This is a genomic window from Agromyces cucurbitae (assembly GCF_058349945.1).
In genome coordinates this window covers 574,207-598,726 of record NZ_JBYRES010000002.1, presented here as the reverse complement: position 1 = coordinate 598,726, position 24,520 = coordinate 574,207, and the positions used below count along the sequence as shown (strand labels likewise).

Below are 24,520 nucleotides of genomic sequence, written 5' to 3'. Positions count from 1 at the left end.
CGACGCCCGTCCTGGCGAACCGGGGCGGGCGTCGCGTCGTGTCAGCGCGTCAGAGCACCCCGCCGCCATCGCGCACCGCGTCGGCGACGTGAGCGCCCGCGACGGCCTCGCTGTGCGCGCGATCGCCCGAGTGCAGCGCGACGTGCGGATCGCCGGGACGAGTGCGGGTGCGCCGCTCGCGGAGGGCCAGCCAGATCGCCGAGGCGATGATGACGACCACGACGCCGATGATGGCGATGATGCCGAGATCCATGAGCCGACCTCCCTGTTCGTATGGGGTCAGGCTAGCGGCGCGGGGCCCCGATGCACAGCTCCCGGCGTCAGTACGTCGGGGCCAGCTCCACGGCCATGCGGAAGACCTCGGCCATCAGTGCGACGAACCACACGATCCCCCCGACGATGATCGCGACGTTGATCGCGATCGCGACCCACATCGGGGCGGATCCCCGACCGGCCTCCCGCTTGACCACGACCGAGCGGCCGATCACATAGACGAGGGTGCTGACGAACGCGAAGAACGCCCACGCCCAGTGGAACGGTCGCGCGAATCCACGCCGCAGCAGTTCGCGTCGGTCGAGATACGCGAAGAGCACGACAAGGCCGAGAATCACCCAGCCGCTCAGAGAGCTGACGATGTACCAGGGGTCGGTGTAGACGGCGAGCTGCGCGGCCGGGTCGAGCGAGTTCTGCGCGGCCATGCCCAGCCCCATGACCCGATGCCAGTCGACGAGGAAGAACGGCACGACGCCGAGCACCGGCACGAAGATGATGAGCCAGATCCACACCGTATCGGTCGGTGTGCCGACCGCGACCGCCGGCTGCGCGCTGCCGTACGGGGCCGGCTGCTGCGGCTGCGCGTACGCCCCGTACTGCGGCTGCTCGGCCCGGTAGGCCGGCTGCACGGGCTGGGGCGGCGGTGCGAGCGGGGTCGCGTACTCCGTCCAGCGGGTTCCGTCCCACCAGCGCTGGCCCTCGACACCGCTCGGCTCGGGATACCAGCCGGGCGGGGGCAGTCGCGGATCGCTCATCGTTCCTCCAGTCGGGTCGAGCCCATCGTAGGCCGCGCGACCCACCGGGCGCCCGGGGACCGGCCGTCGCTAGAGCTCGACGACGGTCATGCCCGAGCCGGAGGCGCCGGCGGTGCCCATCGCGGCGAGCGCCGCCGGCACCTCGTCGAGCGTGATGCGACGGCCGACGAGCTCGATCGGGCGGAAGTCGCCCGAGGCGACCGCCCCGAGCATCGACGGGTACTCGTGCGCGGCCATGCCGTGGCTGCCGAGCAGCTCGAGCTCGCCGGCGATGACGGCGTCCATCGGCATCGCGGCGAGCGCGGAGTCGCCGACCATGAGCCCGATCTGCACGTGGCGTCCGCGCTTCTTGAGGCTCTGCACCGAGGCGAACGAGGTCTCGCTCGATCCGAACGCGTCGACCGAGACGTCGACCCCGCCGCCCGAGGCCTCGACGATCCGCGCAGCGGCGCCCTCGCCACCCTGCACGGGCACGGCGCCGAGCGACTCGGCCGCCGAGAGCGCCGCGTCCGAGACATCCACGCCGTAGACCTTCACACCGGCCGCGACGGCGATCATGATCGCGGAGAGGCCGACGCCGCCGCATCCGTGCACCGCGATCTGCTCGCCGGGCGCGAGACGGCTGCGCGACACGATCGCGCGGTAGGCGGTCGCGAAGCGGCAGCCGAGCGAGGCCGCCTCGACGAAGCCGAGCGACTCGGGCAGGCGGATGAGGTTGAGCTCGGCCTCGTCGATCGCGACGAGCTCGGCGAACGACCCCCAGTGCGTGAAGCCCGGCTGCGACTGGTGGTCGCACACCTGCTCGTTGCCCGAGCGGCACTCGTCGCAGCGTCCGCACGCGCAGATGAACGGGGCGGTGACGCGGTCGCCGACCTGCCAGCCGCTGTCCTCCGCGATCTCCGAGCCGAGCGCGGCGATCTCGCCGGCGAACTCGTGGCCGGGAACGTGCGGCAGGCTCACGGTGTCGTCGTGGCCCATCCAGGCGTGCCAGTCGCTGCGGCAGAGCCCGGTCGCGCGCACGCGGATGACGGCGCCGCGGGGCGGGCAGGCGGGCTCGGGCACCTCGGTGAGGCGGGGCTGGGCTCCGAAGTCGTCGAAGAGCACGGCGCGCACGGGGGTCCTCTCGGTTCAGCCGGCCCGTCGGGTCGGGACGCGGTGTATCGCTCGGCCCGGCGGCCCCACCCGCGCCGCGCGCGCGACATCCGGCAGCCTACCGGCCCGCGGGGGTCGCGCCCACGCGAGGCTGCCGCCGGGGCGAAATTGTGTAACAATCTTTCATGCGTTTCGTGTTCGCCGTGCTCCTCGCCGCCGTGTGCTTCGGCACGACCGGCACTGCGCAGGCGCTCGGACCCGACGCCGGCGCGATCTCGCTCGGGGCCGCCCGGCTCGTGATCGGCGGCGGCGCGCTCGGGCTGCTCGCCCTCGGGCTCCGGCGGCGGCGCGACGCGGACGGGACACCCGCCGCGCCGCCGACCGGCCCAGCGCGACCGCTCACCGCGAGGCATCCGCTGCCGGCCTGGCTGCTCGTCGCGGCGGGCGCCGCGGGCGTGCTCGCCTACCAGCCAGCGTTCTTCGCCGGCACCGCGGCGAACGGCGTCGCCGTGGGCACGGTCGTCGCGCTCGGCTCGGCACCGGTGCTGACGGGCGCGCTCGACTGGACGCTGCGCCGTCGCTACCCCGGCCACCGCTGGGCGGTCGCGACCGCGATCGCGACGGCCGGGGTCGCGATCCTCGCGGCGAGCACGGCGGGCGGCGCGGGCGCCGACGCGTCGGTGGGGCCGCTCGGCCTGCTCGCCTCGGTCGGCGCCGGTGCGTCGTACGCGGTCTACACGCTCGCGGCGAAGGCGCTGCTCGACCGCGGCTGGTCGTCGACGGGCAGCATGGGCGCGCTCTTCGGCACGGCGGCGGCGGCCGCGGTGCCCGTGCTCTTCGGCTCGGATGCCTCGTGGCTCGCGACCCCCGCAGGGCTCGCGACGGCCGCGTGGCTCGGGCTGGTCACCACCACGCTCGCGTACGTGCTGTTCGGCTACGGCCTCACGGGGCTCGCACCGGCCACGGTCTCGACGCTCACGCTCGCCGAGCCGCTGACCGCGGGCGTGCTCGGAGTCGCCCTGCTCGGGGAGCAGCTGACGGCGGGCGCCGCGGTGGGGCTCTCGGTGCTCGCCGCCGGCATCGTCGTGCTCGCGGCGGGCGGTGCCGGCGGCCGACGCCGCAGCACCGAGCCGGCACAGCCCGTGCGGTCCGCCGATGTCACCGGTCGGCCCTAACGTCGCCGGTATGGACCTCATCCTCATTCCCGGATTCTGGCTCGACGCGTCATCGTGGTCGCAGGTGACCCCGCTCCTCGAAGAGGCGGGGCACACGGTGCATCCCCTCACCCTGCCGGGCCTCGAGTCGGTCGACGCCGACCGCTCGGGCATCGGTCTCCGAGATCACATCGACGCGGTCGTGGCGGCGGTCGACGCGCTGCCGGGGCCGGTCGTGCTCGTGGGGCACTCGGGCGGCGGCGCGGTCGCGCACGGCGTCGTCGACGCACGACCCGACCGCATCGCGCGGGTCGTCTACGTCGACGCGGGCCCGCTCGCCGACGGCGACTCGATCAACGACGAGTTGCCGATCGTCGACGGCGAGATCCCGCTGCCCCCGTGGGAGGTGTTCGGCGACGAAGACCTCGTCGACCTCGACGACGCGCTGCGCGCCGAGTTCCGTGCTCGCTCCGTGCCCGAACCGGTCGCGGTCGCGTACGACCCGATCGAGCTGCGCGACGACCGCCGCTACTCGGTGCCGATCACGATCATCGCCTGCGAGTTCCCGAGCGCGATGCTCACCGAGTGGATCGCCGCCGAGGTGCCCTACGTGCGCGAGCTCGCGAAGGTCGACCACGTCGACTACATCGACCTGCCGACCGGCCACTGGCCGCAGTTCACGAAGCCCGTGCAGCTCGGGCAGGCGATCGTCGCGGCCGTCTCAGGCTGACGGCCGGGCGGCGGGCTCGGCGTCGGCGCGTTCGGCAGTGAGGGCCGCGATCGACCCTGCGGCCGGTCGGCCGGCGTTCTCCGTCTCGGCCTCGGCCGGGCCGGTCGAACGGCTCGCCTCGGTCGTCGCCGTGACGCCTGCCGCGTCGGCCGACTCGGCCGACCCGGTGGTCGTCTGCGGCTCGGCGTACCAGTGGTCCACGCCGCGCGGGCACGTGCACGCGAGCGCCACCGTCTCGTCGATCATCACCGCACGGAAGAATTCGCGGTGCGGCACCGGAATCCTGCGTCGTCGCATCTCCGAGCTCCCGTCGCTCCACGGGCGCTCCAGCGGCGCCCTTCACCGAAGAGACGCGATGCCGCAGAGATCATGACGCGGGTTCTGAACGGTGCCGCCCGGGGTCGACGTCGCTCGGGCGCGAGCGGCGTGATCCGCGACCGGGGGTCGCCCCGCGTCGACGAGTCCGAGCCTCAGAGCCGGTTCGCGGGCACCGAGAAGGTGTCGCACGCGCCGGCGCCCTGCTCGAACCCGGTGCGGAACCAGTCGACCCGCTGCTCGCTCGTGCCGTGCGTGAACGTGTGCGGGTTCACCTGGCCCTGCGCGGCCTGCTGGATGCGGTCGTCGCCGACGGCCGCGGCCGCGCTCAGCGCGTCGCGGTACTGCTCCGGCGAGATGGGCTTCAAGAACGGCACGCCGTTGACGTCGGGCACGCTCGAAGCGCTCGCCGCCCAGGCGCCCGCGAAGCAGTCGGCCTGCAATTCGACGCGCACGGCGTTCGACGCCGGCCCGGTCTGCCCGTCCTGCGCCTGCTCGAGGATGCCGAGCACGTTCTGCACGTGGTGGCCCCACTCGTGCGCGACGACGTACATCTCGGCGAGCGGCCCGCCGCTCGACCCGAACCGCTGGCGCAGCTCGTCGTAGAAGCTGACGTCGAGGTAGATCGTCTGGTCGGGCGGGCAGTAGAACGGCCCCGTGGCCGCCGACGCGCTGCCGCAGCCCGTCGAGGTCGCCGTGTCGAACATCACGAGGTCGTTCGGGGCGACGTAGTCGAAGTCGAGGCGCTGCGCCTCGCGCTCCCAGTACTCCTCGAGCGAGGCCGCGGCGCCCTTCATGCGGCACTCGACGTTCTCGTTCGCGTCCTCGCCCGTGAGGCACTGCTCGAGCGACGTGTCCTCCGTCGAGCCGCCACCGCCGAGGTCGACGCCGCCGCTGCCGAGGAGACCCGACAGGTCGACCCCGAAGAAGCCCCCGATGAGGACGAGCGCGAGCACGCCGAGGCCGCCGCCGACGGCGATGCCCGTGTTGCGCCCCCGCTTCGAGGCCCGGCCCCGCGAGATGTCCGCATTCGGATCGAACGTCATGAGCCGACGCTACTCCGACGCGGGCTCGTCCGCGGCATCCCAACCGTCTTCGGCGAGCGCCGGGCCGTCGTCGCCGGTCGCCGGTGCACCCGACCCGAGCGCCTCCTCGGCGAACCGGTCGGTCGCCGTGATGAGCGCGTCGAGGATGCCGGGTTCGTCGAACGCGTGGCCCGCGTCGTCGACGATGATGAACTCGGCCTCGGGCCAGGCGCGGTGCAGGTCCCACGCGGTCATGACGGGGGTGCAGACGTCGTAACGGCCCTGCACGATGACGGCGGGGATGTCCCGCAGGCGTTCCGCGTCCCTGATGAGCTGCCCCTCCTCCCACCAGCCGCCGTGCCGGAAGTAGTGGTTCTCGATGCGGGCGAACGCCGCCGCGTACTCGGGCGCGGTGAAGCGCGCGATCGTCTCGGCCTGCGGCAGCAGGGTGATCGTCGACGACTCCCAGCGCGACCACGCGATCGCCGCCGGCTCGTAGACCTCGGGGCGGGGGTCGGAGAGGAGCCGCCCGTACGCCTCGATGAGATGCGCGCGATCGGCCGGGTCGACGGGGGCGACGAACTCCTCCCACAGGTCGGGGAACAGCGCCGACGCGCCGCCCTCGTAGAACCAGTCGAGCTCCGACCTGCGCAGCGTGAAGATGCCGCGCAGCACGAGCTCGGTGACCCGCTCGGGATGCGTCTGCGAGTAGGCGAGCGCGAGCGCGCTGCCCCACGAGCCGCCGAACACCTGCCAGCGGTCGATGCCGAGGTGGGTGCGCAGCCGCTCCATGTCGGCGACGAGATGCCAGGTGGTGTTGGCCGACAGGTCGGCCTCGGGCTCCGACGCGTGCGGGATCGAGAGGCCGCAACCGCGCTGGTCGAAGAGCACGATGCGGTAGCGCTCGGGGTCGAACAGCCGGCGGTGCGAGGGCGACGTGCCGCCGCCGGGGCCGCCATGCAGGAACACCACGGGCTTGCCGTGGCGGTTGCCCGACACCTCCCAGTAGATGTGCTGCCCGTCCCCCACGTCGAGCATGCCGGTCTCCAGCGGCTCGATCTCCGGATACATCTCTCGCATGCGGCAACGGTATCGATCGCAGGATGCCGCGACCCGGTGCCGCGCCGCAACGGGGTCGGGGTTGACAACCGCCCGCCGACCGCAGCGAACGACCTCCTCGCGTGGTTAGGCTCTCGGTATGGCTTCGACGAAGCCGGTCACCGTCACGCTCACGGGCGCCGGCGGACAGATCGGATACGCACTCCTGTTCCGCATCGCCTCCGGGGCGATGCTCGGCCCCGACACCCCCGTGCGGCTCAACCTGCTCGAGATCCCGCAGGGCGTGCGCGCCGCCGAGGGCGCCGCGCTCGAACTGCAGGACTCGGCGTTCCCGCTGCTGCGCCACGTCGAGGTCTACGACGACCCGAAGGCCGCCTTCTCGGGTGCGAACGTCGCGCTCCTCGTCGGCGCCCGCCCGCGCACGGCGGGCATGGAACGCGGCGACCTGCTCGCCGCCAACGGCGGAATCTTCGGCCCGCAGGGCGCGGCGATCAACGCCGGCGCGGCCGACGACATCCGCGTCGTGGTCGTCGGCAACCCGGCGAACACGAACGCGCTCATCGCGGCGTCGAACGCCCCCGACGTGCCGGCCGAACGCTTCACCGCGCTCACGCGGCTCGACCACAACCGGGCGCTCGGTCAGCTGTCGGTCACGGTCGACACCCCGGTCGCCGACCTGCGCGGCGTGACCATCTGGGGCAACCACTCGGCGACGCAGTTCCCCGACCTCGCGCACGCGACCGCGGCCGGCGACTCGGTGCCGGCGCTGCTCACCGCCCGCTTCGGCACCGACGGCTACCGCGAGTGGCTCGTCGACGAGTTCATTCCGCGGGTCGCCAAGCGCGGCGCCGAGATCATCGAGGTGCGCGGCTCGTCGTCGGTCGCCTCGGCCGCCGCCGCGACCATCGACCACATGCGCGACTGGGTCGCCGGCACACCGAACGGGTGGACGAGCGCCGCCGTCGTCTCCGACGGCTCGTACGGGGTGCCCGAGGGGCTCATCTCATCGTTCCCGGTCGAGTCGGTCGAGGGCGCCTGGCGCATCGTGCAGGGGCTCGAGCTCGATGCCTTCGCGCGACACCGCGTCGAGGCATCCGTCGCCGAGCTCGCCGACGAGCGCGAGGCGGTGCGGGCGCTCTCGCTCATCTGACGGCGAACTCGCCGCCTAGGCTTGGTTCATGGCCGAATCCCCCAGCCCGTCGCCCGCCGCCCGCCGCAAGCAGCTCATCGTCGGGCTCATCGTCGGGCTCATCATCGGCGTCGTCATCAGCCTGTGGACGACGTTCTGGCTGTGGCTGCCCGCCGGACTCGTCGTCGGCGCGGTCGCCGGGCTCATCATGAAGCCCCCGGCCGACAGCTGACACCGGCTCCGGCGACCCCTTCTGCCGGTTGAGGAGCGCGCGACGAAGGAGCACGCGTCTCGAAACCTCGGGAGCAGCTTTTGAGAGCGGCTCACGGGGTTTCGAGACGCGTCGCCGCTCCGCGTCGGCGCTCCTCAACCAGCGGGTGGAGGTTTCGAGACGCGTCGCCGCTCCGCGTCGGCGCTCCTCAACCAGCGGACGGTGAACCCGCGGTCGTCGCCGCGAGGTAGGCCTCGATGCCGTCGATGACGCGGGCGAGGGCGAACTCGAAGGCATCGGTCGGGGCGACGTCGAGGGCACCGGCGGCCTGGCCGACCCGGCCCGAGACCGGGTAGCGCTCAGGCTCCATGATGCGGTCGAGCAACGGGGCGTTGCGCGCCCACCAGTCGTCGTCGGACTCGGCCGACGACCGGCGCAGCCGCTCGGCGTCGAGGTGCGCCCGGGCGGGCCCGGCCACGAAGCCGAGCAGCATCGTGAGCACCCGGTCGAGGTCGACGTCGTCGAACCCGAAGCCGTCGATCGCGCGCAGGCACCACTCCCAGTGGTCGGAGATGTGCGGGCCGAGCGGCGGCCGGCTCGTGTCGATCGCGAGCAGCCAGGGGTGGCGCAGGTATTCGTTCCACTGCAGGCGTGCGATGAGGGCGAGCCGGTCGCGCAGCGACCCCGACGCCACGGGCAGCGGCACCTCGCCCGCGACGTGGTCGACCATGAGGTCGATGAGCTCGGCGCGGCCCGGCACGTAGGTGTAGACCGACATCGGCTTCATGCCGAGCCGGTCGGCGATGCGGCGCATCGAGAGCGCCTCGAGCCCCTCGTCGTCGGCGAGCACCACGGCCGCCTCGACGACCTCGTCGACGCTCGACCGCTGCTTCGGACCGCGGGTGCCGACGGGTCGGCCGAGCCGCTCGCGCCACAGCAGTCGCAGGGTGAGGTCGGGCTCGCCGAGCCCCGTGGAATCAGCGGGCATGCGCGCTAGCCTACATTCTGCGTACGCCTCACGGCGTTCACCGCGACGCGCGTCCCGATGGCGCGAGGCTCGGGGATCACCCGACGAACTCGGCGACGACCGCCGCGAGCTCGTCACGGACGTCGGCGTCGTCGCGCGTCGACTCGCCGTCGCCCGGCTGCGGGCCGTAGTCGCCGAAGTCGGCGTGGTTCACGCCCTCGAGCTCGACGAACTCGGCACCGGGCGGCAGCAGCGGCGCCGCGGCCGTGACCTTCGCCGGCGTCGAGAGGCCGTCGTTCGCCCCCGAGATGCTGAGCACGTCGAGCTGCGACCCGCTGAGGTCGTTCGCGCAGTACGACCCGAACAGCACGAGCCCGACGACCGCGGGCTCGCCCGAGGCATCCGCCCCGCCGCCGGCGAGCTGGCAGGCGCGCACGCCGCCGAGCGAGTGGCCGCCGACGTACCACTCGTCGACCTCGGGCGCGAGATCGGTGAACGTCGACAGCGGCCGCTGGTCGAAGAAGGCGAGATTGAGCGTCGGCTTCGTGATGACGACGGTGAGCCCCGAGGCCTCGGCCACGCCCGAGAGTTTGTACAGGTACGCGTACGGGTCGACCTTGGCGCCCGGCACGAACACGAGGCCCGCCCCGGTCGCGCCCTCGACGGGCTCGATCACGATGCCGACGTCGGTGCTCGTGATCTCGACCGCGTCGTCGCGCCACGCCTCGAGCGCGGCCGGCCGCTCGCCCTGCATCACCGTGTGGGCGTACACGAGGAACACGACGACGAGGAGCCCGAGCACCGCGACCGCGGCGACGAGGATGCGGACGAAGCGGGCCATGCCCACAGTCTGCCGGGCCGGCGCCGGCGGTGCGAACGGCCGAGGGCCGAGGCATCCGTGATCGGGATGCCTCGGCCCTCGCGCCGCGCGCGGCGGCTACTTCTTCTTCTTGGCCTTCGCCTTCTCGGGCACCGGCAGCGTGCCCGCGCGACGCTGCTCGTCGAAGTAGGCGCGCGCCTCGTCCTGGCGCTCCTGCTCGATGCCGGTCGCGATCGTCGCGCGCAGGTGCTCGGGCTTGAAGCCGAACGCGTCGACGAGGTCCTGCGCGTGCGGGCGCAGGCGCTCGATGAGGCGGTCGATGTACGCGGTCACGGCCTGGGCGCGCTGCGGCGACAGCCGGCCGTTGATGAGGTACCAGGCGAGGTGCTTCTCGAGCAGCCCGAGCCCGAACAGGTCGCGCACCCAGGTGAGCACCTGCTTCGTGCCCTCGTCGTCGACCCGGGCGAGGCCCCGGGTGAAGGCCTCCCACTGCAGCAGCTCGCCGTGTGCGCGGGCCGCCTCGATGAGCTCGTTCTGGTTGCGGTTGAACGCCGCCGCGGCGTCGGCCTTCGGCAGCTTGCGCGCGTCGCGCAAGCGGCCGGCGATCTCGGCGATCATCGTCTCGACGCGGTCGGTGAGGAGCTCGCGCTGCGTCTCCTCGTCACGCAGCTCGCTGACCGAACGGGCGGTCGAGCCGAAATCGGCGATCGTCTGGCCGAGGCGGCGGAGGCCGGTGCCGTGGTACGCGCGCTCGGCGGTCTGCGCCACGACGTAGCGGGCCATCGCCCCGGCGTCGGCGTTCTTGAACTGCTTCGAGAAGTCGGTCAGCAGGCGCTTCGCGACGAGCTGGAGCAGCACGTTGTTGTCGCCCTCGAACGTCACGTAGATGTCGAGGTCCTGACGGAGTCCGACGATGCGGTTCTCGGCGATGAAGCCGGCGCCGCCGCACGCCTCGCGCGCCTCCTGCAGGGTGTCGAGCGCGTGCCACGTCGAGAGCGGCTTCAGCGCGGCGGCGATCGTCTCGAGGTCCTGCCGGTCGTCGTCGGTGTCGGCCTTGCCGCTGAAGACCGCGTCGAACTTCACGAGGAACTCGTCGTGCGCGAAGTACTGCGCGTACGTCGTCGCGAGGCGGGGCAGCAGGCGCCGCTGGTGCCGCTGGTAGTCGAGCAGCACCTCTTCGTCGGTCTCGCTCGACGCGGTGAACTGGCGGCGCTGGTTGCCGTAGGTGATCGCGATCGCGAGGCCCATCGCGCTCGCGACGGTCGAGGCGCCGTCGAGCGAGACGCGGCCCTGCACGAGCGTGCCGAGCATCGTGAAGAAGCGGCGGCCGGGGCTCTCGATCGGGCTCGAGTAGGTGCCGTCGGGCGCGACGTCGCCGTAGCGGTTCAGCAGGTTCTCGCGCGGGATGCGCACGTTCGTGAAGTGCAGGCGGCCGTTGTCGATGCCGTTGAGTCCGCCCTTGAGGCCGTCGTCCTCGCCGCCGACGCCGGGCAGGAACTCGCCCTCGTCGTCGCGGATCGGCACGTAGAAGCAGTGCACGCCGTGGTTGACGCCCTTGGTGATGAGCTGCGCGAACACGGTCGCGTGCTTGCCGTGGAGCCCGGCGTTGCCGAGGAACTCCTTCCACGCCGCGCGGAACGGCGTGTGGATGACGAACTCCTCGGTCTCCTCGTCGTAGGTCGCCGTCGTCGCGATGGCGGCGACGTCGGAGCCGTGGCCGATCTCGGTCATCGCGAACGCGCCGGGCACCTCGAGCGACATGATGGCGGGCAGCCACTTGTCGTGGTGCGGCTTCGTGCCGAGGTGCAGCACCGCGGCGCCGAACAGGCCCCACTGCACGCCCGACTTGATCTGCAGGCTCGGGTCGGCCGTCACGAGCTCTTCGAACGCGGCGATGTTGCCGCCGTGGTCCTCCTGGCCGCCGAGCGACTTCGGGAACGCCCGGTGCACGGCCCCCTGCTCGACGAGGAGCTTCAGCTGCCCGAGCACGCGCTCGCGGTGCTCGCTCATCGACTGACCCTCGATGCGCTGCAGCTCGGGCATGGCTGCGCGCTCGCGCGCGGCGATGCGGATGTCGGCCCACGTGCCGAGCAGCTGCCGGCCGAGCGCCTCCACGTCGATGCGGGGCTGCGCGGATGCCTCGGGGCGGGCGGCGTTCGCGGACGCGGCGCCCGCGCGCGCGGTGCGCGCGCTCGCGGACGCGGTGCGCGCGTTCGCGGGTGCGGTGCGCTCGACGGAGCGCTCGTTCGAGGTGCGTGGTGCGGTGTCAACCATCGTCGGTCTCGTCCTTCGTATGGAGTCGGTGTGCATGACCTGGCGGCGCGCGGCCTGCGGCGTCGCTGAACCTCTCTCCACGGTATGACCGTGCCCGGCGAGCCCGAAACGGTGCGTCCGCGCCCTACAAACGGCGATCGGGGTGCCGCGATGGGCGCTGTACAGGCTCTACAAACCCGAGCCACTGCGGTGCAGTGGCATCCACAATGGCGACCTGCTCAGCCGCGGAAGAAGGCGTCGGCCCGGCGCGTCCAGAGGATCGCGATCACGATGACGGCGATCGCGGCGCTGAAGTACTCGCCGATCGCGCCCGCCGGATAGGCGATCGCGAAGAACACCGACGAGATGATCGAGAGCGCCTCGACGATGGTCACGACGATGCGGGCGCCGTTGCTGCCCCGCAGCAGGCCCGTCGCGACGATGATGACGACCACGCCGATGAGGATCGACACGATCGCCGACGCGATGAGCTGGCTCGCGCCGCCGAACGCCTCGACCGTCGCGGCCACGCTCGTCTGGAAGAGCAGCAGCGTGCCGCCGAGTATCTCGAGCAGGCCCGAGATCCAGGTCAACACTGCGACGAACGTCACTCCACCGGGTCGTTTCACGGCTCCCATGGCGACGATGCTAGTAGCGCAGGCCGTGCCCGTGGCGGAAGAGCGGGTCTGCCGTGTCGTACGGCACGTCGGGTCGGCTCTGCTCGACGGCGGCCATGCTGCGCGGCAGGTCGAACGGCAGGTTGCCCTGCGGTTCGGCCGCACCCGTCAGCACGTCGAGGAGGGCGTGCGCGTCGGCGCCCCAGTTCGCGGTGATCGCCGCCACCTCGTCGACGATCGGCGTGAGGATCGCGGGCCGGTCGAGGAACACGTCGACGACCGTCGGCACCGCGGCCGCGACCTCGCGCACGTGGTCGAGCACGTCGCCCGGGAAGTCGAGCGAACCCGAGTGGAAAAAGTTCTCGAAGAACGTCGGGCGCTGCTCGAACGGGGCAGCGAGGCGCAGGATCGCGACCTCGGCATCGGCGGGCGAGCCGACGACCTCGCCGTACTCGGCGGCGATCTCGGGGGCGATGCCCTCGACGTAGAGCTTCAGGCCCCGCGCGATGGGCAGGGTGGGCGAGGATGCCCCGGCCGAGGCATCCGCCCGCTCGGTGTTGACGAGCAGGGTGATCGCCGCCCGCTGCGCCGCCGCGCCGGCCGCGACGAACTCGGCGGAGCCGACGACGCGGCGCGCCCGGTCGACGTCGACGAAGCGGTGGTCGAAGAGCCCGAGCACGAACTTCTCGCGCAGCAGGCGCCGGGCGGAGGCGTCGATGCGCTCCTCGGTGATCTCGCCGTCGCGCACGAGCTCGACGAGGAGGTCGGGGCACGACTCGCCGCCGAACTGGTCGCAGCCGGCGTCGATGACCTTCTTCACCCGCTCGCGCGGGGTCAGGTGCTCGACGCCCCACGCGCGCGCCGGGAACGGCTCCCCCATGATCTCGTCGTCGGTGATGAGGCCCCAGTCGGTGCAGACGATGCCGTCGAAGCCGTAGCGCTCGCGCAGCAGGCCCGTGATGACCGACTTGTTGAAGCCGAAGCCGACCTCCTCGAGTTCGGTGCCGACCGGCATGCCGTAGTAGGGCATGATCTGGCTCGTGCCCGCCTCGAAGGCCGCCTCGAACGGCTTCAGGTGCAGCTCGAACTCGCCGCCGGGGTAGACCTGCTCGCGGCCGTGCGCGAAGTGCGGGTCCTCGCCGTCCTGCTGGGGGCCGCCGCCCGGGAAGTGCTTCGTCATCGTCGCGACCGAGTCGGCGCCGAGGGTCTCGCCCTGGAAGCCGCGGATGTAGGCGGCGCCGAGCCGGCTCGAGAGCTCGACGTCCTCGCCGAAGGTCTGCAGGGCGCGCGACCAGCGCGGCTCGGTGGCGAGGTCGATCTGCGGGTGCAGCGCCACGCGGATGCCGACGGCGGTGTACTCCTGCCTCGCGATGTCGGCGAAGCGCTCGACCGTCGCCTCGTCGCCGATCGCGGCCAGGCCCATGGGCTCGGGCCACACCGAGAAGGCGCCGGCGAAGAGCGCGGCGAGCGGGTTGTCGCTGTACGAGTTGCGCGGGTCGCTCGAGATCGTGACGGGGATGCCGAGGCGCGTCGACGCCGCGAGCTCCTGGATGCGGTTGTGCCACTCGGCGAACACGCCCGGGTCGGCCGGAGCCTGGTGGATGTTGAAGTGGTTCATCTTGAGCCCGTTGACGAACTCGTCGGTCGACCCGCCGCCGGCGTCGCCCTCCTCGCGCTGCTCAGCCAGCGTGTCGTCGGGGTTGATGCCGATCACCGTCTGGAAGAAGAGGCCCGCCTTCTCCTCGAGCGTCATCTGCGCGAGCAGGATCTCGACCCGCTCGGCGACGGGCAGGGTCGCATCGAGGTAGCGCGTGTCGATCGGCTCGGCCTGCGTCTCGGTCGCGGATGCCTCGGGGGCGGCGTTCTGCACATCGGTCATGTCTGCACTCCTTCATGCGGGCGACGAGGTCGCCCCTCGAGTATAAACCGAGCGGCGTTCGGGATTGAACGCCGCTCGGTGAGCCGGCCGGGCCGTGCGGCCCGGCCGGCGGACGTCAGTTCGCCCCGGCCTCGACGTAGCCGAGGTCGTTGACCGTGAGCACCTTCCACTCGCCGCCGCGGTACTCGAGCTCCGAGACCGCGCCGTTCTCGATGCCCTCGACCACCTCGCTGAGGTCGGCGCCGAGCGCGTCGAGCGCCGCGATGATCGTGATGCCGCTCGAGACGACGAGCACGTCGCCGCCCTTCTTCGACTGCTTCGCGGCGATGTCGTCGAGGGCGGCGAGCGCGCGGTCGGCGACCTCGCCCGGCGTCTCGGCCTTCAGGCCCGAGCCCTCGTTCAGGCGGGCCATCGCCTCGAGCGCGGCATTCATGTCGAACTCGGGGTCGGCGAACATCTCGCCGAGATCGGCGTAGCCGAGCTCGACCGCGATGTCGTTCCACATCTCGAGGCCGTCGCCGCCCTCGTACTTGCCGAACGCGATCTCGCGGAGGCGCTCGTCGCGCACGACGTCGCCCGCGTACCCGAGCTCGTCGAGCGCGATCGAGGCCGTCTCGAAGTGACGCACCATGTCGGCCGAGTAGGCGGCCTCGAAGTCGATGCCCGACTCCTCGAGCCCCGCGCCGAGGTGCTCGGCGACCGCGCGGCCCTCGTCGGTGAGCGGCGAGTCGGACCACCCCTGCACGCGACCGAGTGCGTTGAGCATGGTCTCGCCGTGGCGGGTGAGGTAGATCGTGACCGTCTTGCCCTTCGCCTTCGTGCCGGTCGCGGCCGGCGCGGCCGCCTGGGCGGCGGCGTCGACGACGGTCGGAGCCGAGAAGGCGGCGAGCGAGCACATCGCCGCCACGGCGACGGTGCCGGCTGCGGCGATGCGGATGAGGCGACGTGACGACATTGTCATCGGGTCCTTTCGGTGTGCGGTCGCGTGCCGGGACGGGTCGGCGCGTGGAGGGACCGGGTTGCTGGGATCGGGTTGTCGAGATCGGGTTGCTGGGAGCCTAGCCGCTTTTTCGACCGATTGGTAACAATATTGGATGCCGCATCACGGGTAGCCTCGAGACGATGAGGAGGCGCCGATGAGCCCGCACCCGGCCGACACGGTGCCGACGGACGGCGCCGATGGCGGGCCGCCGGACGGCGCCGATGGCGGGCCGACCGGCCGCACGGCGTTCGGCGACTCCCCCGCTCCTGCACGGCAGGCGCGATCTGCGGCGACGCGGACTCGCATCATCGACGCGGCGACCGACGCGTTCGTCGCGGAGGGCATCGCGACGGTGTCGCTGCGAGACGTCGCCGCGAAGTCCGGACTGACGCACCCCGGACTGCTGCGCCACTTCAGCTCGAAGGAGGCGCTGCTCAGTGCCGTCGTCACCCGGCTCGACGAGGCGAACGCCGACTGGATCGACCGGCTCGAGCTCGCCCCCGACTCGCTCGGCATGGCCGAGCTCGCCGCCCGCAACGCCACGACGCCCGGCTACCTCGCGCTCTACACGGCGCTCTCGGGCGAGGCGACGAGCCCGAGTCATCCCGCGCACGCCCACCTGCGGGCGCGCTACGCACGCGTGCGCGACGCCATCGCCGAGCAGCTCGCCTCGCCGCCCGTGCGCGCCGACCTCGACGCCGACGCGCACGCGGCACTCGTCATCGCCGCGTGGGACGGACTGCAGTTGCAGCAGCGCTACGACCCGTCGATCGACGTCGTCGAGCACCTCGAGCGGCACGAACGGTGGCTGCTGGGACTCGGCCCCCGCGCCGACGACGCCGATGGTGCGGACGGCGACGGCGGCGGGTCGGACTCCGGGCCGCTCTCACCGACCGTGATCATCGAGGACGAGTCACCCGATTCGCCGGGCGGACCCGCGGAGCGCGAGGGCCGGGTCGGTCGCGAGCGGCGCGCGCAGATCACCGCGAGCGCGATCGAGCTCTTCGCCCAGCGCGGCTACCACGGCACGAGCCTGCGCGAACTGGCCGAGCACGCCGGCATGTCGAAGGCGACGCTCGTGCACCACATCTCGTCGAAGGACGAACTGCTGACCGCCGTGCTGCGACTGCGGGACCGGCGGACGATCTCGCCAGAACCCGCTGGAGCGACCGCCGTCGAGGGCCTCTACCGGCTCGCCGACGCGGCCGACCGCACCGCACGGACGGAACCCGGACTCATCGAGTTGTACGCCGTGCTCTCGTGCGAGGGCGCGACCCCGGGGCATCCCGCCCACGAGTACTTCGCGCGTCGGTTCCGTGAGAGTCGCCGGTACTTCGGCGACCTGTTCCGCCGGCTGCGCAGCGAGGGCGCGCTGCGCCCCGACCGCGACCCCCGGCGCGAGGCGGAGTGGCTTCCGGCGACGTGGGACGGCCTGCAGGTGCAGTGGCTGTACGACCCGTCGATCGGCGTCGGCGACCACCTGCGGGTCTACTTCGACGATCTGATCGTGCCCGGCGCGCGACCGCCGCGAACCGAGGCGTCGCGCTGACGCGGGGCCGCCGTCAGCCGCCGTCAGCCGCCGACCACGGCGATGAGTGCCTCGCCGTAGGCCTCGCGCTTCTTCGCCCCGATGCCCGTGATGCCGTCGAGCTCGTCGAGGCTCGCCGGCTTCGCGACCGCGACCGCACGGAGCGTCGCGTCGCCGAAGACGATGTAGGCGGGAACCCCCTGCTCGCGCGCCTCACCGGCGCGCCAGGCGCGGAGCCGCTCGAAGAGCTCGGCCTGGGCCGGCTCGAGGTCGGCGGCGGCCGGAGCTGCCTTCGCACGCGAGCGGGGCGCCCGCTCGACCTCGGTGCGGAGCATGACGCTGCGCCGGCCCGAGAGCACCTCGCCCGCGGTGTCGGTGATCGTGAGCGTGCCGTACTCGCCCTGCGTGGCGAGCAGCCCCTGCGCGAGCAGCTGCCGCACCACGCCGCGCCACTGCTGGTCGCTGAGGTCGTGGCCGAGGCCCCACGTCGACAGTGTGTCGTGGCCGTACTGGCGCACACGGGGCGTCTCTTTGCCGCGCAGGATGTCGATGAGGTGCCCCGCACCGAACTGCTGCCTGCGCTCGCGCTTCAGCCGCACGATCGTCGACATGAGCTTCTGCGCGGGCACCGTGCCGTCCCATGAGGCGGGCGGCTCGAGGCACGTGTCGCAGTTGCCGCACGGCTCGGACTGCTCGCCGAAATAGGCGAGGAGGTTCTGCCGGCGGCACTGCACGGTCTCGCAGAGCGCGAGCATCGCGTCGAGGTGCGCCGACATGCGCCGGCGGTGCGCGAGGTCGCCGGGACTCTCGTCGATCATGCGGCGTTGCTGCACGACGTCTTGCAATCCGTACGCGAGCCAGGCGGTCGCCGGCGCACCGTCGCGGCCGGCACGGCCCGTCTCCTGGTAGTAGCCCTCGACCGACTTCGGCAGGTCGACGTGCGCGACGAAGCGCACGTCGGGCTTGTCGATGCCCATGCCGAACGCGATCGTCGCGACGACGACGATGCCGTCTTCGCGCAGGAACCGGTCTTGCGTCGAGCGCCGCAGCTCGGGATCGAGACCCGCGTGGTACGGCAGCGCGTTGACGCCGTTGGCGGCGAGGAACGCGGCGATCTTCTCGGTGCTCGCCCGGCTGAGCGCGTACACGATGCCCGGCACCGGGTTGCCCTGCGCATCGACGCCCTCGCTGCGCACGAAGTCGAGCAGCTGCTTGCGCACCTCGAGCTTCGGCGCGATGCGGTACTGGATGTTGGGGCGGTCGAAGCTCGACACGAAGTGCTTCGCGTCGCCGAGTGCGAGCCGCTCGGTGATCTCGCGATGCGTCGCCTCGGTCGCCGTCGCGGTGAGCGCGATGCGCGGTACGTCGGGCCAGCGCTCGGCGAGCTCGGAGAGAGCCAGGTAGTCGGGCCGGAAGTCGTGGCCCCACTGCGCGACGCAGTGCGCCTCGTCGATCGCGAACAGGGCGACCGTGCCGCGCGCGAGCAGCTGCTTCGCCGACTCGGTGTTGAGGCGCTCGGGCGCGATGTAGAGCAGGTCGAGCTCGCCGGCGAGGTAGGCCCGCTCGACCGCGGCGCGCTCGCCCGGCTGCTGGCTCGAGTTGAGGTACGCCGCCCGCACGCCGTTGCGCACGAGCGCGTCGACCTGGTCGTGCATGAGGGCGATGAGCGGCGAGACCACCACGCCCGTGCCCTCGCGCAGGAGCGCCGGCACCTGGTAGCAGAGGCTCTTTCCGCCGCCGGTCGGCATGAGCACGACGGCGTCGCCGCCGGTCGCGACCTGATCGATGATCGCCGCCTGCTCGCCGCGGAAGGACTCGTAGCCGAAGACCGTGTGCAGCGCCTCGAGCGCGCTCGTGAAGCGGGCCGGTGCCGCGACCGCGGGGCGCTGCAGACCGGATGCCGCGCGCGCGGACGGCCGGTGCGCCGCGGGCCGACCGGCGCCGGCCGGAGGCTTCGCCGAACCGGAGTCCGCGGCGCTCCAGGCGACCGCGCCACCCCGGTACTCGTCGGGCGGCGGAGGCGGCGCCCACTCGTCGTCGGGCGGCGGCGCGAGCTCGTCGGGGTCGAACGGGACCTCGTCGCTCCAGTCGGGTTCGGCGCTCCAGCTCACCCGGCGAGTCTACCGAGCGCCGCCGACGCGCGGCCCGGTGCGGCTGCGTGCACGCCCGGCCCGAGGCATCCGCCCCTGTGGAGGACGGGTGCCGCCGCGGCCGGAACACGGAACGGGGGCCGGGTGCGATGCACCCGGCCCCCGTCCTGTCGGATTCGGGTCAGCCGACGTTGAGCGTGAACGAGCTCACCGTGCCCGTGGTGGGCACCGTGATGTCGAACACGGTGGGTCCGCTCGCGCCCGCGGGAACCGCGAACGTGACCGTCGCCTTGCCGATCTCGTCGACCGTCGGCGTGTAGGCCCGCACGACCGGAGCCGTGGTGAGCTGCGCTCCGCCCTGCGAGATCACGACGGTGCCGGCGACCGGCTCGGTGCGGCTGAAGTCGAGCGACGACAGCTGCACCGTGACGGTCTCACCCGGCGCGTAGGTACCGTCGCCGTCCACGTGGACGCCGACCGCGCGCTGCGCGTTGTCGGGGGCGATGGTGTGGTCGGGCGCCGCCTCGAAGTAGTCGACCATCGACTCGAGGTCGATCTTGCCCGAGTCGGCCTTGTTCGCGCCCTTGCCGAGGGTGAAGAAGTTGTCACCACCGGCAGCGAGGAACGAGTTCGCACCCACGAGGTACACCGCGGCCGGGTCGATCGGGTCGCCGTTCAGCAGCATCTCGGTGATGTGCGAACCGGCGGCGGCCGACGGGTCGTAGGTGTAGGTGAGCTCCTTGTTGACACCGAGCTTCAGGAACGGACGCGACGAGCCGGTCGGCTGCCACTGCTCCTCGAGGACCTGCTTGATCTGCGCACCGGTGAGCTCGAGCGTGACGAGCGTGTTCGCGAAGGGCTGCACGTTGGCGGCCTGTCGGTACGTGACCGAGCCCGAAGCCAGGTCGGCGCGGAGGCCGCCCGGGTTCATGAAGGCGACGTCGACCTTGGCGTCGTCCGCCCGGTCTTCGTTGAGCGACCAGAGCTGCACGTCGGCGACCAGGTTGCCGAGCGTGGACTCACCGCCGCGGTTCTCGGGGAACGACGAGGCACCTGCCGGGTCGGACGCCACCGCGCGGCCGAACGCACCGTCGGCGGTACCGAGCACGACACTGCCGAGCTCGTCGGCGACCTTGACGGCGTCGTCGACGATGGGCTTGACCGCCGGGTCGTCCGCGAAGAGCGGCGTCGTGCCGTCCATCAGGTTGAAGATCTCGTTCTTCATGGTGAACGTCTTCGTCTTGCGGTCCCACTGGATGTCCATCTTGCTGAACCGCTCGCCGTACTGACCGCTCGAGATGACCGGCATGGGGGCGTGGTCGGTGCGCTTCACGACGTGGTTGTACGCGAGGTGCGTGTGCCCCGAGACGATGGCGTCGACGTTCGCGTCGGCACCGAGCACGATCTTGCCGAAGCGCGAGGCCGGGTCGACCGCCGACGAGATGTCGGTCGTCGCCGCGCCCTCGTGCACGAGGGCGATGACGATGTCGGCTTCGCCGTTCTCGTCGTTGCCGTCGCTCAGCTGGTCGGCCACTCGGTTGATCGCCGTGGTCGGGTCTTCCACCGAGATGTCCGCGATGCCCGCCGGGCTCACGAGGGACTCGAGCTCGTCGGTGACTGCACCGACGAAGCCGATGGTCACGCCGTCGAACTCCTGGGTGAAGTACTCGGGCAGCGCGGCGTCGCCGGTCGCCTTGTCACGGATGTTGGCGCCCAGGTACTCCCAGTCGGCCATCGGCATCACGCGCTCGGTCAGGTCTGCGAAGCCCTGGTCGAACTCGTGGTTGCCGACGGAGCTGACGTCGAGACCGGCGGCGTTGAGCGCCTTGATCGTCGGCTCGTCCTGCTGGATGAAGGACGTGAACGTCGAGGCGCCGATCATGTCGCCGGCAGCCGCGAACACCGTGTTCGGGTTGCCCGCGCGGATCTGCTTGACCGCGGTCGAGAGCGCCGCGATGCCGCCCGACGGGGCCGACTGCTCGATGCGGCCGTGGAAGTCGTTCACCGTGACGAGGTCGATGTCGACCTTGCCCGGCACGCCCTCCGAGCCGACGCCGACGAGGATCGGGTCGTGGTCGCTCGAACGGAACGGCGTGGCCTCGGCGACCGTCTCGGCGGCCGGGCCCCAGTACTCGCGCCCCGCCCACTCGGGCGAGTTGATCGACCAGACCGCGGCCTTCTGCACCCGGCTCGCCGCTGCGGGCGACGCGATCACGTGGTCGAGCGAGCCGAGCTCGCCGTCGAACGTGTACGTGTACTGGCCGCGCGCCTTGCTGAAGACGAGGTCGGTCCAGCCGGCGTCGGTGAAGACCTTGATCGGGTCCTCCTTGGCGTACGAGTTGAAGTCGCCGACGAGGTAGATCGCGTTCTTGCGGTCCTCGGAGAGGGAGTTCGCGAAGGCGAGCAGCGACTCGGCCTGCTTCACGCGCTCGTCGTTGAAGGCGTCCTGGCCCTCCTGGGGTGTCGGGTCGGTGCCGCTCTTCGACTTGAAGTGGTTCGCGATGACGGTCACGAACTGCTTGCCGTACTTGAACGTCTGGGCGATCGGCTCGCGCGCGATGTCCCACACGGTCTCATCGATGATCGTCTGCGCCTCGCCGCTCGGCTTGACCGTGGCGGGCTTGTAGATGATCGCGTTCGTGATGACGTCGGTGATCGCGGCGTCGTGCAGGGCCTCGGGCGTCTTCACGTACTTCCAGGTGCCCGGCGCCGTGGCATCGTTGAGCCCGGCGACGAGGTTCGCGAGCGCCTCGTCGGGCGTCTCGCCGAGCGCCGCCGAGTTCTCGATCTCCTGCAGCGCCACGACGTCGGCGTCGAGGCTGTTGATCGCCTTCACGATCTTGGCCTTCTGCACCGCGAACTCCTCGGCGGTGTCCGCACCGCGGGCCTCGCCGTTCTCGCTCGTGAGCGTCGTGAAGTAGTTGAGCACGTTGAACGACGCGACCGTGATGTCGCCGCCGACGGCGGGAACCGCGGGGCGCGGGTTCGTCGCCGTGTACGTCGGCTTCAGCGAAGCCGGGCTCGCGTCGTTGATCGGCGTCGTCGGCTGCAGGCGCCACTCGTTGAAGCCCCAGCCGAGCACGTAGCCGGCGGTCGGGAACTTCACCGTGTCGCCGTTGCGCACGACGGTGCCCTTGGTGAAGTACGGCTGGTCGCCGGGGTGGTCGGGGTTGTCGTTGCCGTCCCGATCGCGCACGGCGATGCTGTAGCCGTCGTCGAGGAGGATGCGGCTCGCCTTGTTGGCCGCGGCGATGTCGTTCGCGGCCTTGGTGCCCGGGCGCTGCGTCTCGGTCGACTTGACCGGCATCGCGCTGCCGGCGTTCAGCCAGAGCTCGCCGAAGCGGTTGAGGTTGTGGCTCGAGATGACCTTGTAGGTGCCGTCGGGCACGACGAGCATGCCCTCGAACACCTCGCGGGCCGCGTTGCCGACGGCCGTCGCGGGGAGCTTGGTGGGAGCGGGAAGCCCCGCGTCCGCCTGCACGAGCTCGACGTCGGCCGCCGTGGCGGGCCTGACCTGCGTTTGGCCGTTGAACTCCTCGACGGTGCCCGTGACGCGCACCTTGTCGCCGATCTCGACATCGGCGGGGTTCTCGCCGTGGAGGTAGACGAAGACGCCGTCGGAGGCCTTCGGCGTGACGTCGGGGCCGGGCGTCTGGATGTAGATGCCCTCGTAGCCGCCCACCCGGTGGTCGGCCGTGACGACGCCCTCGGTGATGACGGCCTGGCCGACGAGCGGGCTCGTCGCGACGTCGGTGCCCTGGATCTGGGCGATCGTCTTCGCGACGGGCAGCACCGGTCCACCCGGGCTGCCCGAGTTCTGCGGCGTCGGGGTCGCCGTGAAGGAGAAGTCCTTCGAGTTGTCGTCGGTGTCTTTGAAGTTCGTGCGGACGATGCTGCCCGGGTCGGAGTTGGAGCCCGGGTAGGCCGCCGCAGCCGTCTCGAAGTTCAGCGACCCGCCGTAGCCGACGTAGTCGGCGACCTGGGGGTTGTTCACGACCGATCCGTTGCCCGGGTTGATCGCCGAAGCGGTCTTCGCAAGGAAGAGCGAGCCCGTCGTACCGCTCGGCGCGACCGAGAACGAGGCGTCGGGGGTCGGCAGTGCCGCACCGGTGCCGCCGTTGCTGTTCAGGCCGATGAGGTAGTAGCCGCCCGACTTGATGGTGCCGGTCAGCGCGCCGACACCGCTCGAGGCTCCGGTGCTCGTCGCCGAGCGGTACTGGATCGACCAGCCTGCGAGCGAGACGTCGGCGTTGGTCGGGTTGTAGAGCTCGACGAACTTGTTCTGATACGGCTGGTTCGCGCTGCCTCCGCGCGCGTAGACCTCGTTGATCACGACACCCGAGCCGTCGACCGCGGCGAACGCGGGCGCGGCGCCGAGTACCCCGGCGACGAGCGTGCCCGCGGCGGCCAAGGCCACCGCTGACAAGCAGTTGACTGTGCGACGTTGCATGACTCTCCTCATCGGACGACCACGCCTCCACCTCGGATTCGGCGTCGAGTCGAACGCGCCGGCGGCAGGGCGATGTTCCGTAGCCTAGGTCCGCCCTCCGACCCTGCCAAGGGGGGTTCAGGCCCTGTTCGCCGCGATTTCATAACGGAATCGGCACGTCGTGCTCAGATGAGCAGAACCCCTGATGAGGGCCGCGCGAATGAGCAGCATCCCGCCGGATACGCTTGACCGACCATGCTCACCGCCATCTTCTCGCTCACCGGAGCGTTCGTCTTCGGTGCGGCCGACTTCCTCGGCGGACTGGCGGCGAAGCGCATCGGCGCGGTGCTCGCGACCGCGGTCTCGGGCCTCGCCGGGCTCGTCGCACTCGCGATCGCCGCACCCCTGATCGGCGGCACCGCGACGCCCGCCGACCTCTGGTGGGGCGCGGCGGCGGGCGCGGCGGGGGCCGTCGCGATCGGACTGCTCTACGCCACGCTCGCGATCGGCCCGATGTCGATCCTCTCGCCGCTCACGGCCGTCGTGTCGGCCGTCGTGCCGATGGTGTGGGGTCTCGCGACGGGCGGCTCCCTCGGCCCGCTCGCATACTGGGCGCTCGCCATCGCCCTCGTCGCCGTCGTGCTCGTCGGCTTCGTGCCCGAGCGGGGCGCCGTGCGGCCGAGCATCGCCGGCATCGTCATGGGCATCGGTGCCGGCGCCGCGATCGGCGCGTTCTTCATCATCATCGACCAGACCGCCGACGAGAGCGGACTGTGGCCGCTCCTCGTCAACAGCGCGGTGACGGCGGCGATCATGTTCGCGGTCGCGGGCGGGCTCGCGCTGCGGGCGCGTTCGACGGCGGGGCGGATGCCTCGGCCCGAGGCGGCCCCGACGGCCGACGCCGACCGCGCCGACCCCGAAGCCGGCACGGAGGCCGCCGTCGTGCTCACCGCCGTCGAACGGGCCGCGGCCGACCGCCGCAGCGGCCTCCGCATCGCGATCGCGTGCGGGCTCGTGAACGCGGCGGCGAACACCCTGCTCCTGCTCGGCATCCGCGCGGGAGAGCTCGCGATCGCCGCCGTGCTCGGCGCGATGTATCCGGCGGGCACCATCCTGCTCGCGGCGCTCGTGCTCAAGGAGCGCATCGCGCCCGTGCAGTGGGTCGGCCTCGTGCTCGCGCTCATCGCCGCGGGAATGCTCGCGGCCGCGTAG

The 24,520-nt window shown here is 71.9% G+C and carries 20 protein-coding genes; 6 read left to right on the top strand and 14 right to left on the bottom strand.

The window, feature by feature from the left end; all coding sequences use genetic code 11:
- Nucleotides 1-49 precede the first annotated feature (49 nt).
- The 3 genes from AC3RJ6_RS09565 to AC3RJ6_RS09555 form a co-directional block, all read right to left on the bottom strand.
- On the bottom strand, nucleotides 50-253 hold the full coding sequence (locus AC3RJ6_RS09565; RefSeq protein WP_491426823.1) for a hypothetical protein: 204 nt from the start codon (nucleotides 251-253) through the stop codon (nucleotides 50-52).
- Between the two features lie 67 nt (nucleotides 254-320).
- Complete coding sequence (locus tag AC3RJ6_RS09560; RefSeq protein WP_491426822.1) at nucleotides 321-1,028, bottom strand: DUF2510 domain-containing protein; 708 nt, start codon at nucleotides 1,026-1,028, stop codon at nucleotides 321-323.
- Nucleotides 1,029-1,097: 69 nt separating this feature from the next.
- Nucleotides 1,098-2,141, bottom strand: a complete 1,044-nt coding sequence (locus tag AC3RJ6_RS09555; protein ID WP_491426821.1) for a zinc-dependent alcohol dehydrogenase family protein — start codon at nucleotides 2,139-2,141, stop codon at nucleotides 1,098-1,100.
- 164 nt (nucleotides 2,142-2,305) lie between these two features.
- On the opposite strand from AC3RJ6_RS09555, the gene AC3RJ6_RS09550 reads away from it, so the two are divergent.
- Both AC3RJ6_RS09550 and AC3RJ6_RS09545 read left to right on the top strand, forming a co-directional pair.
- On the top strand, nucleotides 2,306-3,295 hold the full coding sequence (locus AC3RJ6_RS09550; protein ID WP_491426820.1) for an EamA family transporter: 990 nt from the start codon (nucleotides 2,306-2,308) through the stop codon (nucleotides 3,293-3,295).
- A gap of 10 nt (nucleotides 3,296-3,305) precedes the next feature.
- A complete protein-coding gene (locus tag AC3RJ6_RS09545; protein WP_491426819.1) occupies nucleotides 3,306-4,004 on the top strand; it encodes an alpha/beta fold hydrolase in 699 nt (232 codons plus the stop codon).
- Here the strand turns inward: AC3RJ6_RS09545 and AC3RJ6_RS09540 are convergent.
- The 3 genes from AC3RJ6_RS09540 to pip form a co-directional block, all read right to left on the bottom strand.
- Complete coding sequence (locus tag AC3RJ6_RS09540) at nucleotides 3,996-4,280, bottom strand: hypothetical protein (protein WP_491426818.1); 285 nt, start codon at nucleotides 4,278-4,280, stop codon at nucleotides 3,996-3,998. The genes AC3RJ6_RS09545 and AC3RJ6_RS09540 overlap by 9 nt on opposite strands.
- 194 nt (nucleotides 4,281-4,474) lie before the next feature.
- A complete protein-coding gene (ypfJ, locus tag AC3RJ6_RS09535) occupies nucleotides 4,475-5,365 on the bottom strand; it encodes a KPN_02809 family neutral zinc metallopeptidase (protein WP_491426817.1) in 891 nt (296 codons plus the stop codon).
- Between the two features lie 9 nt (nucleotides 5,366-5,374).
- Complete coding sequence (gene pip / locus AC3RJ6_RS09530) at nucleotides 5,375-6,424, bottom strand: prolyl aminopeptidase (RefSeq protein ID WP_491426816.1); 1,050 nt, start codon at nucleotides 6,422-6,424, stop codon at nucleotides 5,375-5,377.
- Between the two features lie 118 nt (nucleotides 6,425-6,542).
- Here pip and AC3RJ6_RS09525 point away from each other — a divergent pair, with 118 nt between their 5' ends.
- Together AC3RJ6_RS09525 and AC3RJ6_RS09520 are read left to right on the top strand one after the other, a co-directional pair.
- Entirely contained in the window at nucleotides 6,543-7,553 is a 1,011-nt protein-coding gene (locus AC3RJ6_RS09525) for a malate dehydrogenase (RefSeq protein ID WP_491426815.1), read from the top strand.
- Between the two features lie 28 nt (nucleotides 7,554-7,581).
- The gene (locus AC3RJ6_RS09520) at nucleotides 7,582-7,764 is read left to right on the top strand and encodes an HPP family protein (RefSeq protein WP_491426814.1); all 183 of its coding nucleotides are present in this window, start codon (nucleotides 7,582-7,584) and stop codon (nucleotides 7,762-7,764) included.
- 187 nt (nucleotides 7,765-7,951) lie between these two features.
- Here AC3RJ6_RS09520 and AC3RJ6_RS09515 read toward each other — a convergent pair whose 3' ends face one another.
- From AC3RJ6_RS09515 to AC3RJ6_RS09490, 6 genes are all read right to left on the bottom strand, one after another.
- Nucleotides 7,952-8,731, bottom strand: a complete 780-nt coding sequence (locus AC3RJ6_RS09515; RefSeq protein WP_491426813.1) for a TetR/AcrR family transcriptional regulator C-terminal domain-containing protein — start codon at nucleotides 8,729-8,731, stop codon at nucleotides 7,952-7,954.
- Nucleotides 8,732-8,807: 76 nt separating this feature from the next.
- Nucleotides 8,808-9,551, bottom strand: a complete 744-nt coding sequence (locus tag AC3RJ6_RS09510; protein WP_491426812.1) for an alpha/beta hydrolase — start codon at nucleotides 9,549-9,551, stop codon at nucleotides 8,808-8,810.
- 96 nt (nucleotides 9,552-9,647) lie between these two features.
- On the bottom strand, nucleotides 9,648-11,804 hold the full coding sequence (locus AC3RJ6_RS09505; protein WP_491426811.1) for an acyl-CoA dehydrogenase family protein: 2,157 nt from the start codon (nucleotides 11,802-11,804) through the stop codon (nucleotides 9,648-9,650).
- A 218-nt stretch (nucleotides 11,805-12,022) separates the two neighbouring features.
- Nucleotides 12,023-12,421 (bottom strand): DUF7144 family membrane protein, encoded by a 399-nt coding sequence (locus tag AC3RJ6_RS09500; RefSeq protein WP_491426810.1) that lies wholly within the window; start codon nucleotides 12,419-12,421, stop codon nucleotides 12,023-12,025.
- 10 nt (nucleotides 12,422-12,431) lie between these two features.
- On the bottom strand, nucleotides 12,432-14,279 hold the full coding sequence (locus tag AC3RJ6_RS09495) for a glycoside hydrolase family 3 protein (protein ID WP_491426809.1): 1,848 nt from the start codon (nucleotides 14,277-14,279) through the stop codon (nucleotides 12,432-12,434).
- A 115-nt stretch (nucleotides 14,280-14,394) separates the two neighbouring features.
- Nucleotides 14,395-15,234: a histidine phosphatase family protein gene (locus tag AC3RJ6_RS09490; RefSeq protein ID WP_491426808.1), complete on the bottom strand. Its 840-nt coding sequence runs from the start codon at nucleotides 15,232-15,234 to the stop codon at nucleotides 14,395-14,397.
- Nucleotides 15,235-15,415: 181 nt separating this feature from the next.
- Here AC3RJ6_RS09490 and AC3RJ6_RS09485 point away from each other — a divergent pair, with 181 nt between their 5' ends.
- Complete coding sequence (locus AC3RJ6_RS09485) at nucleotides 15,416-16,810, top strand: TetR/AcrR family transcriptional regulator (RefSeq protein WP_491426807.1); 1,395 nt, start codon at nucleotides 15,416-15,418, stop codon at nucleotides 16,808-16,810.
- Between the two features lie 23 nt (nucleotides 16,811-16,833).
- On the opposite strand, the gene recQ is transcribed toward AC3RJ6_RS09485, so the two are convergent.
- Together recQ and AC3RJ6_RS09475 are read right to left on the bottom strand one after the other, a co-directional pair.
- A complete protein-coding gene (gene recQ / locus AC3RJ6_RS09480) occupies nucleotides 16,834-18,900 on the bottom strand; it encodes a DNA helicase RecQ (RefSeq protein ID WP_491426806.1) in 2,067 nt (688 codons plus the stop codon).
- A 160-nt stretch (nucleotides 18,901-19,060) separates the two neighbouring features.
- Complete coding sequence (locus AC3RJ6_RS09475; RefSeq protein ID WP_491427161.1) at nucleotides 19,061-23,296, bottom strand: ExeM/NucH family extracellular endonuclease; 4,236 nt, start codon at nucleotides 23,294-23,296, stop codon at nucleotides 19,061-19,063.
- Nucleotides 23,297-23,563: 267 nt separating this feature from the next.
- Here AC3RJ6_RS09475 and AC3RJ6_RS09470 point away from each other — a divergent pair, with 267 nt between their 5' ends.
- Entirely contained in the window at nucleotides 23,564-24,520 is a 957-nt protein-coding gene (locus AC3RJ6_RS09470; protein ID WP_491426804.1) for an EamA family transporter, read from the top strand.